The following is a 10,273-nucleotide window of genomic DNA, read 5'->3' as shown; positions in this document are numbered from 1 at the left end:
TGAACTGACCTTCCCGACGAACTGACATCCCACCGCCTCCAGCCGCTGCAGAACCAGTGAATCATATCAGTGGAATTTTGCAACGGTCCCCTTGTGGGAGAGGATAGCCTGCCCCAAGAGCCGAAGGCGATTGGCGAGGCAGGCTTGGTGAGGGGGGGGGGTGCTGTCCGTGCCAAAACCGAACCCCTCATCTGCGATTTCTAACACTTAGCCTGCGGCTAAATGTTGAAATCGCTTCCTCCCCCACAAGGGGAGAGGAGGGCCATCCCCCCAAACAAACAAAAAGCCCGCGTGGATCGCTCCACGCGGGCTCTTCAATTCATGGAAACGCGAGAACCTTAGTTCTGGTCGCGGTTCTTCAGAGCGGCGCTCAGGATTTCGCCGAGCGAAACAACGCTGTCGGACGAACCGAATTACGCGCGCTGAATCCGCATCGACGCTTTGATGGTATTGAAACCATGGCCGATACGGTAGCTTGTGGCTGCGTCAGCCTGCACCGGACTCACTATCGCGACCTTTGCTCCCGATGTCAGCTACCCTCACATAATCGTGTACGGATTTCTGGCAGAAATCGAGATAGGCCCGAACGATACTGGAGGGGTTGCGGTGCAGCGGATAGAGCAGGTTGACCTCCTGCGCTGGCAAGGGTTGATGCGGCAACACCTCACGCAGTTTCCCGCTCTCCAATGCCTCCGCGGCGAGGAAGGGCGGCAACTCTGTGAGCACGTCGCCCGCGACTACGAGTTGTCGCAGATGAAGATAATCGTTGGTGGTCATCACCGTGCGCGGTTCGATGGTCTGGTCCTTGAAGCGCCAGACGGGCCGGCTGTTGGCATCCCGGCACCACGCTGCGCAAGGCAGTCCTTGCAAGACCTCGATCGTCTCAACCTGGCCGAAGCGTTCCAAGAAAAGCGGCGCTGCAACCACGACATGACGGTATGAAAGAAGACGGCGAGCCAGCATTGCCTCATGCGTGATGGCTCCGACCCGCAGGGCCACGTCGATCCCGTCCTGAAGATGATCAATCCGGCGGTCGGTCGAATAGACATTGACCTCGATGTTGGGAAACTGTCGCTGAAATGCGGCAATCAGCTCCCACCACGGCTCAAAGACGGTCGGCAATGACAGGCGCAGGCGCCCTCGCAACTGGGCCTGGTCGCTTCTCACGGACCGTTCGGCCTCGGCAAAGGCGTCGAGGCCGCGCGTGGCATGCTCATAGAGCCGCATGCCCGCATCCGTCAGCCGGATTCCCCTCACAGAACGCTCCAGCAATTGGATGCCCAATTGCCGCTCCAGCTTGCGTACTTGCCGACTGAGCGTCGCGAGCGGAATGCCAGCCCGTTCCGCCCCCGCCGACAGGCTACCTGCCTGTACGGACTGAATGAACATTTGAACGGCGTTGAGGTCCATGGATTCCCTATCATTTTTGAGAGGAAAGCTACCGGATGACAATCTATAAAGTCAATTATGAGTGGGTTAGCTTCCTTAGTGCCAGAGCAATGGCAGCTTTTGAAATTTGAAGGAGATAACAATGTCGATAAAATCCGCTCTCAAGACTTATGAAACCGCCCTTAACGGCAATGACCTCGACACTATCTTGAGCCTGTATGGAACAGACCCGGTGTTCATGCCGCAACATGCGCCCGCGCTTGTCGGACGAGCAGCGGTTCGGGCCGGTTACGAGCAGGTTTTCGCCACCCTGAAGCTCGATGTGGTCTTCACCATTCATGACGTCGTCGAGACGGACGAATGGGCATGGGCGCGCACCAGTTCTGCAGGTCGCACAAGAATTCTCGACGCGAATGTCGAGGTGGCGGAGGGCAACAACGAGCTCTTCATCTTCCGCAAGGATGACGGCGCCTGGAAGATACATCGCTACCTGTTTGCCACCAGCGAACCGCGCGGCTGAGGAGGCCAACCCCATGAAAGCTTATGTGATTGAACGCGCTGGCGGTCCCGAAGTGCTCCAACTGCAAGACATACCGAGGCGGGAAGCAGGGCCGAACGAGTTACGGATCAGGGTTCGTGCCTTTGGCCTCAACCGGGCCGAGACCTATCTGCGCGCCGGCCGGATGGGCGAGATCACCGCACCGCGCGTACCAGGCATCGAGGCTGTTGGTGAGGTGATCGCTGACGCCTCCGGTCAGTTCCGGGTCGGACAGCGTGTGGCCACCGCCATGGGCGGGCTGCAGTTCGGCCGCCCTGGCAGCTATGCCGAGGAAGTGACAGTGTTGCGCGACAATGTCGTCGATCTCGGCGATACTTCCCTCTCCTGGGCGGAGCTTGCCGCGCTTCCGGAAGCGTATTTGACCGTCTGGGGCGCGCTGACACGCCGGCTCGCCATCCAAAAGGGCCAGACACTTCTCGTTCGTGGCGCTACATCCTCGGTAGGGCTCGCCGCCATTGCCTATGCGAAATGGCTGGGCCTCAAGGTGATCGCGACGTCCCGTTCGTCCGACAATCTCGAACGTCTGCATTCGATCGGAGCGGATGCGGCATTGGTCGATGACGGCGCGATCGCCGATCAGGTTCGGGACGTCGCGTCCGGCGGTGTCGATGCGGCGTTGGAAGTCGTCGGCGCCGCTACGCTCCGAGACACGATCCGGGCCGTCAGACCCTTCGGCGGCGTTGCGGTGATCGGCTTGTTGGGCGGTCCCCCGGTTCTGGAAAATTTTCATCTGATGCAGGATCTGCCGGGCGCGATCAATCTGGCCTTCTTTCCGAGCGGACTTTTCGGCACTGATGCGCTGCCACTCGGCGACGCGCCGCTTGCGGCAATTGCCCATGACATGGCCGAGGGCCGCATACCGTCGCTCGTGAGCCGCATCTTCGACTTCGGCGATGTTCCGGTTGCGCATGGCCATATGGAAAGCAACCGAGGTCTCGGCAAGTTGGTGGTGCAGCTCTGACAGGGAAACGAGACCGCAAGTTCCCGCCAGACAGGACAAAAAAGCCCGCGTGGATCGCTCCACGCGGGCTATTCAATTCACTGAAACGCGAGAACTTAGTTCTGGTCGCGGTTCTTCAGAGCGGCACCGAGGATGTCGCCGAGGGAAGCGCCCGAGTCGGACGAACCGAACTGTGCGACGGCTTCCTTCTCTTCAGCGATTTCCAGAGCCTTGATCGACAGGCCAACCTTGCGGTCCTTCTTGGAGAAGTTGATGACACGGGCGTCAACAACCTGACCAACCTGGAAGCGCTCGGGGCGCTGCTCGTCACGGTCACGCGACAGGTCAGCGCGGCGGATGAACGAGGTCAGCTCTTCGTGGTTGACGAGCTTGACTTCGATGCCACCGTCGTTGATCGCGGTCACTTCGCACGAAACGACCGAGTTCTTGCGCAGGTCGCCACTCGTTGCGGCATCGCCGACGGCATCCTTGCCGAGCTGCTTGATGCCGAGCGAGATGCGCTCCTTGTCGACGTCAACGTCCAGAACGACAGCCTTGACGACGTCGCCCTTGTTGAACTCTTCGATGACCTGTTCGCCCGGACGGTTCCAGTCGAGGTCGGAGAGGTGAACCATGCCGTCCACATCGCCGTCGAGGCCGATGAACAGGCCGAATTCGGTCTTGTTCTTGACTTCGCCTTCGACTTCCGTGCCAGCCGGATGGCTGTGAGCGAATGCCTGCCACGGGTTCTCAAGCGTCTGCTTGAGGCCGAGCGAGATGCGACGCTTGGACGGATCGACTTCGAGAACGACAACGTCGACTTCCTGGCTCGTGGACAGGATCTTGCCGGGATGTACGTTCTTCTTGGTCCAGGACATTTCGGAGATGTGGATGAGGCCTTCGATGCCCGGCTCCAGCTCAACGAACGCACCGTAGTCGGTGATGTTCGTGACGGTGCCCTTGATCTTCTTGCCATCCGGATACTTGGCCGAGATGCCATCCCACGGATCGGACTCGAGCTGCTTCATGCCGAGCGAGATGCGGTGGGTTTCCTGGTTGATGCGGATGATCTGAACCTTGACCGACTGGCCGATGTTCAGGATTTCCGACGGATGGTTGACGCGGCGCCATGCCATGTCGGTGACGTGCAGCAGGCCGTCGATGCCGCCGAGGTCAACGAACGCACCGTAATCGGTGATGTTCTTGACGACGCCCTCAACAACCTGACCCTCTTCGAGGTTCTGGACGATTTCCGAACGCTGTTCGGCACGCGACTCTTCGAGAACCGTGCGGCGCGAAACCACGATGTTGCCGCGGCGCTTGTCCATCTTGAGGATTTCGAAGGGCTGCGGGTTGTGCATGAGCGGCGTGACGTCGCGGATCGGACGGATATCGACCTGCGAGCGCGGAAGGAAGGCAACAGCGCCGTCGAGATCGACGGTGAAACCACCCTTGACCTGGTTGAAGATGACGCCTTCGACGCGTTCGCCGGCTTCAAACTTCTGTTCCAGGCGGCCCCAGCTCTCTTCGCGGCGAGCCTTCTCGCGCGACAGAACAGCTTCGCCGAGCGCGTTTTCGATGCGTTCGATGAAGACTTCGACTTCGTCGCCGACCTTCAGCGAGCCGTCACGTGCCTTGGCGCCGAATTCCTTGAGCGGAACGCGGCCTTCGACCTTCAGACCGACGTCGATGATGGCGACGTCCTTTTCGATGGCCGTGATGATGCCCTTGGCAACGTAACCTTCAGCGAGGTCGTTCTTTGCAAAGGATTCTTCGAGGAGGGACGCGAAGTCCTCCATCTTGGATGTAGCAGACATGGAAACTCCAAAATGTGCCGTCATGTGGCACGTCGCACCGGGGGTTAGCGTTGTTGACAACCACAAGATCACGTCCGCCCTTCTTTGGAAGAAAGGCAATCCGGCGCGAGGACGGCTTGCGGCTCATTTCATGTTATGACAGCAAAACCGCAAAGCGCTTTTGCCGAACGATATTACAAGGCAGCGTCGATGAGACGTTTCGCCGCCTGGAATGCGGCCTCTATACCCATTTCGGTCGTATCGATCAAGTGCGCATCGTCCGCCGGTTTCAAAGGGCTGTCGGCGCGGTTCATGTCGCGCTCGTCGCGCTTGATCACATCGGCCAGAACATCCTCGAAAACCGCCTCGCCGCCACCCGAAACAATCTCGTCAAACCGGCGCTTGGCCCTGACCTCCGCCGACGCCGTGACATAAAGCTTCACCGCCGCATCCGGGCAGACCACCGTCCCGATGTCGCGCCCATCCAGCACCGTGCCGGGCAGCCGCCGAGAAAACGCCCGCTGCGCCTCGACCAGCGCGCGCCGCACGGAAGGCATCACCGCAATCTTGGATGCCGCCTCGCCAATCGCGTGCGCCGAAAGCACCGAACGATCCAACCCCGAAAGATCGACCTTCAGTGCCATATCTGCAGCCTGAGCCTCATCGTCGAGCGGCAAGCCGGCATCCAGCAGCGCCTTGGCGCAGGCGCGATAGGTCAGCCCCGTATCGAGATGATGAAAGCCATAGGTTTCCGCAATCCGCCGCGAAAGCGTCCCCTTGCCGGCAGCCGCAGGTCCGTCGATGGCGATGACTGGCATGGGTGGGGTCTCCGGTTGGGCGTTGCGGAGGATTTAGTGGGGCAGGGTGGGGAAGGCAAGGGCCGACGATCGGCGAGCGGGCGGATCGGCCAGACAAAGGCCAGACAAAGACAGGACAAAGAAACGCCGCGCATCCGTTTCATCGAATGCGCGGCGTCCGTTCAGCGGCAGACCTGCCTCATGAGGCCTTCTTGCGCAGATATTCCGCGATATCGGCCACCTTGGACCCGAAAGTCTTGAGCACGCCGTCGCCCATCTTCATCAGCTTTTCGAGCTCTTCCTCGAAATGGCCGGCCTTCTTCTCCTCCGCTTCGGGAAGCGGCGGCAGGATATGGGCGTAATAGGTGTTGTCGAGCAACCGGTGCAGCAACCGTTCGCCCAGGAAAGGCTGGTTGTTGTTCAGCGCCCGCGCGCCCTTCAGCATGTTGCGGATGTCATATTGCGTCGGGTTGAGATCCGGCACCTGCTTCGGGATATTCAGCAGCGTGTAGACGGCAACGCGCGCGGTGCGCACCGAGCTTTCCATCGTGAAGACGATGTCGTTGCGGGTTTCGACGAACTGCCCCAGCAGGCCGAGATTCGTGCAGCCTTCCGGCACGACATGCGGCCTGTCGCCGGCCGCGCGCGGCATGAACTCGGCGGTGATGTAGGGCATCAGCGCGAGGCGAACCTTGGTGTTGGCGGCAATCTCTTCCAGCTGATCGACAATGCCCAGATGATAGCAAAGCTCGGCGAGAACCTCCTTGCCGGTGCATTGCGGCATCGGCTTTTTCACATAGTCGCCATTCTTGTCCATGAAGAGCGCATAGACCCAAAGGACCAGCGTATCGGCGGGCTGGTTGGGGAAATGCGGCTGGCGGTTGCAGGTCACGCTCAAGAGCCATGCGCTGTCGGTGAAGGTGATGATCCCGCCGGTCACGGTGCGTCCCGAATAGGGGTCGTTGACCGAGAGTTCCTTCAGTTTTTCGACGAAAGGCGACGGCTTGCAGGTCAGCGTGGCCGATTCCCACATCGAGCGGTCGGTGTCGCAATAGAATTTCTCGGGCTTGCCGAAAACCGGCGAGGTCTTCGCCAGGTTCTTCCAGAGAACCCAGTCGCTGTCTTCGCCGGGCTCGACCTTGCCGCGCTGCAAGTCCGGAGCGGTGTCGAGATCGCCATAGGCGGTGCCTTCCGTCAGCGAGCCGGTAATCGCGAAAACGAGATCGCGGGGATCGACATCGATGACCTCTTCAGCGCCCGCATGGCTCCGGCAGACAAGACCCGTCACCGTCTTCCTGTCGCCCACGATCTCCAGCCTGAGATTGCGGACCTGCATGTCGCAACGAACCTTGACGCCCTTGTCGTGCAGCATCCTGGACAGCGGACGCACGAAACTGTCGAACTGGTTGTATTTCGGGAAGACCAGCGTCGACATGTCGGCAAAGCCGTCGACCGCGTCGAGGAAGCGGTGCAGGTAGAGCTTCATTTCCAGCACGCTATGCCAGTTCTGGAAGGCAAACATGGTGCGCCAGAACATCCAGAAATTGCTGGCCAGGAACCCCTTGGAGAAATACTGCTCCACCGTGATGTCATCGAGCTCGTCCTTGCGCTTGAGGAGAAGACGCATCACCTCCAGCTGCTCGGATTTGCTGAGGCCGAAACTGGAGAAGTCCTTGATCTGGCCCTGCTTGTGCATCAGCCGGGCCTTCGACCAGTTGGGATCGGCATCGTTGACCATGCGATATTCGTCGAGAACCGAATAGCCTTCGGGCAGTTCCAGCGCCGGAACATCCTGGAAAATGTCCCAGAAATTATCGTAGTTCCAGTTCATCTCGCGGCCGCCGCGAATGATGAACCCATCCTCCGCATTGCCCGCCCCATCCAGCGAACCGCCCTCGACGGGGAGATTTTCAAGGATGGTGATATTCTCCGCCGGCATATGCGCATCGCGGATCAGGTAGAAGGCGGCGGCCAGCCCGGCAATGCCGGTGCCGACAATATAAGCCTTGCGGCTCTCGATGCCGGGCGTGGCAAGCGGCTTGTTGCGCTGGTACATGCCGATCATGTCGAAAGGCGGACGCGTGTTTTCAGGCGTGTTATGCCAATAGCTGCCTGCCGCGTCCGGCTCGAATTCGAAGCCCTCGGGAGCAACGACTGGGGCATTCAGTCCTGGAAATTTCTCTGTGCTCATGGTCTTGACCTCTTTGTTGCCAAGTCCGGAATTTTGAAGAGCGCCCGGGTTTGGGCGCGCAAGATCCCGGTTCATCTCGGAGCCTGACATGGCGAGGTGTTCTGGACGCGCCCTTCGCGGTGGTTCGGTTGCCTTACTAGTCAAGCAAGGCCTGTCTACATCCGCAGCACGAGGCGGACTTTGACATGGCTCAACTTTGGGAGGGGAGTTTTGGGAACGTCCGCCGAGACTGCAGCCTGCCACAAACCGCTCGGTGGCTCGCGGCCGCAATCCGCCGGGAGCCGTGTCGCAAAGCAGATCGCTGAAATGAATAGTCTTGATGCTTGGCGCGCGCGGCCCCTCCACTCTCCGTCATGCCGGACCTTATCCGGCATCCAGCCAGCCGCGTCTGCGGGCTGAGAGGACTCGTTTCATAAAGGCAGTCTCTCGCGCGATGGACATCGCGCGGCTGGATCCCGGATCAAGTCCGGGATGACGGAGGAGAGGGGGTGCCAAGGTCCGGAACGGGTAGGTCAGCGCAGCATAGAAATGCCATAAGCCTCCGCAATCCGCCGCGAAAACGTCCCCTTGCCTGTGGTGGCAAGGCGGGCCTAAGCCCGCCGCAACGCCGCGAGATCCCCGTTGCTCAACGCGGCAAGGTTTGCCTCGATCTTCTCGAGCGGCCAGTCCCACCAGGCAATCTCGAGCAGTTCGGCGATCACGTCATCGGGATAGCGCATCCGGATGATCGCCGCCGGGTTCCCGCCGACGACGGCATAAGGCGGCACATCGCGCGCGACGACGGAGGCCGCGGCGACAATCGCGCCCGTACCAATGTGGACCCCCGGCATGATCGCCGCATTCTGCCCGATCCACACATCATGCCCGACAATCGTGTCCTTCACCGGCAGGTCCTTGTAACCAAACGTCTCGGGCTTGAAGATGCGGAACGGGTAGGTGGTGAACCCGTTCATCGGATGGTTCGCCGAACTGGTGATGAAATAGGTCCCGCGCGCAATCTGCACGAACTTGCCGATCACCAGCCGCTCGCGAACCTCATGACCGAGAAACGGCGCTAGAATATAAGCCGTGTCTTCGACCGGCCCGGAATGCGTGAAGTAGCTGAAATCGCCGATCTCCATGCGCGGATGATCGATCACGTTCGCCAGATAGACCGTGTCACGATAGACCGTGCCATCGGGCAGGGTGATCGGATGGACGAGGCTTGCGTCGAGAATTGCCATGGAAGACCTATGGGTAAGGCCGTTTTGCTCAAAACGGATGTTCGGACTTTGGAGAGGCTAATTCGCGAAACGCGATGAATCGATCTCACAATGCAGATCGCTGCGATGAATAGTCTTGATGCTTGGCGCGCGCGGCCCCTCCACCCTCCGTCATGCCGGACCTGATCCGGCATCCAGCCAGCCCGCGTCTGCGGGCTGAAAGGACTCATGTTGCTAAGGGAGTCTCTGCGCGATGGACATTGCGCGGCTGGATCCCGTGCTCTGAGCCCGAACCTTGGACCGCCGGATCGATATCCCCCAATCCACCAGCATCCCGTCGACCAGCTTTCGCTGCCGGGCAGGCCTTAGAGTTTTCGGCGGATGACATCCTGAAGCATTTCCCGGTCCAGCGTCAGATCGGCGACGATCTTCTTCAGCCTGGAATTCTCATCTTCCAAAGCTTTGAGCCGCCGCATCTCGTCCGGCAACAGGCCCGCATATTTCTTGCGCCAATTGAAATACGTCGCCTGGCTGATCCCGGCCTCCCGGCAGATCTCCGCCACCGGCACACCGTCATCACCCTGCTTCAATATGAACGCCTTCTGCGCGTCCAAAACTCCGATGCCTTCATCGCTTCCGCTCCTGTTCCCAGCCGAGAAGTTAAAGCGGAAAACTCCAATTATGAACGGTCCAGTTTTTGGGGATCAGAGGATGAACTTTTCGTGGGCATCCAGGCATGAACCGCCGCGTCGGCCCTGCTTCGCAGGCGTCAACCTACCCACCCGTGCACTCGCAATCCAGGCGATGGCCGTTGAAATCGGGACGCCGCTGAACGCGCCGACATGCCATCGTGTGACGCAGCCAGAACGCGGATACGCAGATCATCACTGAAAGCTCGGGCCATATTGCCTCCGACCAAATCACCAGTCGGGCGATGGAATCAGAATTCCCCAACCAAGGAAATCCTCAACGCGATTCCGCGTTCATCGGACGCGCCCTAGAACCGCGCAAACTGAATACTTCAGGCTCCGATACGTGTTGAGCAAACGTTGATCTCGAGGCGCATAGATTCCAGCTGTCCGATGCGCGTGATCATTCCGCTGCAGGATTTCTCAACATGCGTTTCACCAACGGTCGGCTGATAGAACCTTCTCCATTACGTATTATTTCGTCAACGGCGTCTGCTTCGCGCTCAAATCCCAGCGTTGTCCAATTGGGCCGGGTGAAACGGCCCTAAACTGATAGTATTAATCCAGAATTCGTTTATAGGCAGCACCCTAGAGTATCCGTGTTGATCAAGCGGTTTTTTGTGTCCATTTGCGGTTGCTTTTGAGCAGTGCGTTTGCGAGGACGACGAGCTTTCGCATGATGGCGGTGATGGCGACCTTTGGTGCTTTTC

At 59.6% G+C, this 10,273-nt stretch carries 7 protein-coding genes and 3 pseudogenes; 2 read left to right on the top strand and 8 right to left on the bottom strand.

Annotated elements, in window-relative coordinates:
- Positions 1–486: 486 nt before the first annotated feature.
- Positions 487–1,410, bottom strand: coding sequence for a LysR family transcriptional regulator (locus LQK84_RS24730; RefSeq protein ID WP_230831452.1), 924 nt, complete (start codon positions 1,408–1,410; stop codon positions 487–489).
- A gap of 121 nt (positions 1,411–1,531) precedes the next feature.
- On the opposite strand from LQK84_RS24730, the gene LQK84_RS24725 reads away from it, so the two are divergent.
- Both LQK84_RS24725 and LQK84_RS24720 read left to right on the top strand, forming a co-directional pair.
- The gene (locus LQK84_RS24725) at positions 1,532–1,909 is read left to right on the top strand and encodes a YybH family protein (protein WP_230831451.1); all 378 of its coding nucleotides are present in this window, start codon (positions 1,532–1,534) and stop codon (positions 1,907–1,909) included.
- Positions 1,910–1,922: 13 nt separating this feature from the next.
- Positions 1,923–2,909 carry a zinc-binding dehydrogenase gene (locus LQK84_RS24720; RefSeq protein ID WP_230831450.1) on the top strand — a complete coding sequence of 329 codons (987 nt, stop codon included), beginning with the start codon at positions 1,923–1,925 and terminating at the stop codon, positions 2,907–2,909.
- Positions 2,910–3,004: 95 nt separating this feature from the next.
- Here the strand turns inward: LQK84_RS24720 and rpsA are convergent, their stop codons facing one another.
- From rpsA to LQK84_RS24685, 7 genes and pseudogenes are all read right to left on the bottom strand, one after another.
- On the bottom strand, positions 3,005–4,705 hold the full coding sequence (gene rpsA, locus LQK84_RS24715; protein WP_230831449.1) for a 30S ribosomal protein S1: 1,701 nt from the start codon (positions 4,703–4,705) through the stop codon (positions 3,005–3,007).
- A 173-nt stretch (positions 4,706–4,878) separates the two neighbouring features.
- The gene (gene cmk / locus LQK84_RS24710) at positions 4,879–5,502 is read right to left on the bottom strand and encodes a (d)CMP kinase (RefSeq protein WP_230831448.1); all 624 of its coding nucleotides are present in this window, start codon (positions 5,500–5,502) and stop codon (positions 4,879–4,881) included.
- Between the two features lie 178 nt (positions 5,503–5,680).
- The gene (locus tag LQK84_RS24705) at positions 5,681–7,672 is read right to left on the bottom strand and encodes an oleate hydratase (RefSeq protein WP_230831447.1); all 1,992 of its coding nucleotides are present in this window, start codon (positions 7,670–7,672) and stop codon (positions 5,681–5,683) included.
- A 590-nt stretch (positions 7,673–8,262) separates the two neighbouring features.
- Complete coding sequence (locus tag LQK84_RS24700) at positions 8,263–8,895, bottom strand: CatB-related O-acetyltransferase (protein ID WP_230831446.1); 633 nt, start codon at positions 8,893–8,895, stop codon at positions 8,263–8,265.
- A gap of 276 nt (positions 8,896–9,171) precedes the next feature.
- Positions 9,172–9,505 (bottom strand): annotated as a pseudogene (locus tag LQK84_RS24695) (transposase); the annotation flags it as partial.
- 76 nt (positions 9,506–9,581) lie between these two features.
- Positions 9,582–9,778: pseudogene (locus LQK84_RS24690) on the bottom strand (IS630 family transposase); the annotation flags it as partial.
- Between the two features lie 391 nt (positions 9,779–10,169).
- Positions 10,170–10,273: pseudogene (locus tag LQK84_RS24685) on the bottom strand (IS110 family transposase); the annotation flags it as partial.

It is taken from the genome of Rhizobium sp. C4, from assembly GCF_021026315.1.
Taxonomy (GTDB): Bacteria; Pseudomonadota; Alphaproteobacteria; order Rhizobiales; family Rhizobiaceae; genus Ensifer_A.
This window is presented reverse-complemented; position numbering and strand designations above follow the sequence as displayed.

Bases quoted from the DNA above. Each gene is read 5' to 3' on its own strand.
- LQK84_RS24720 (WP_230831450.1), top strand. From the start codon at position 1,923: ATGAAAGCTTATGTGATTGAACGCGCTGGCGGTCCCGAAGTGCTCCAA.
- LQK84_RS24705 (WP_230831447.1), bottom strand. From the start codon at position 7,672: ATGAGCACAGAGAAATTTCCAGGACTGAATGCCCCAGTCGTTGCTCCC.
- cmk (WP_230831448.1), bottom strand. From the start codon at position 5,502: ATGCCAGTCATCGCCATCGACGGACCTGCGGCTGCCGGCAAGGGGACG.
- LQK84_RS24725 (WP_230831451.1), top strand. From the start codon at position 1,532: ATGTCGATAAAATCCGCTCTCAAGACTTATGAAACCGCCCTTAACGGC.
- LQK84_RS24730 (WP_230831452.1), bottom strand. From the start codon at position 1,410: ATGGACCTCAACGCCGTTCAAATGTTCATTCAGTCCGTACAGGCAGGT.
- rpsA (WP_230831449.1), bottom strand. From the start codon at position 4,705: ATGTCTGCTACATCCAAGATGGAGGACTTCGCGTCCCTCCTCGAAGAA.
- LQK84_RS24700 (WP_230831446.1), bottom strand. From the start codon at position 8,895: ATGGCAATTCTCGACGCAAGCCTCGTCCATCCGATCACCCTGCCCGAT.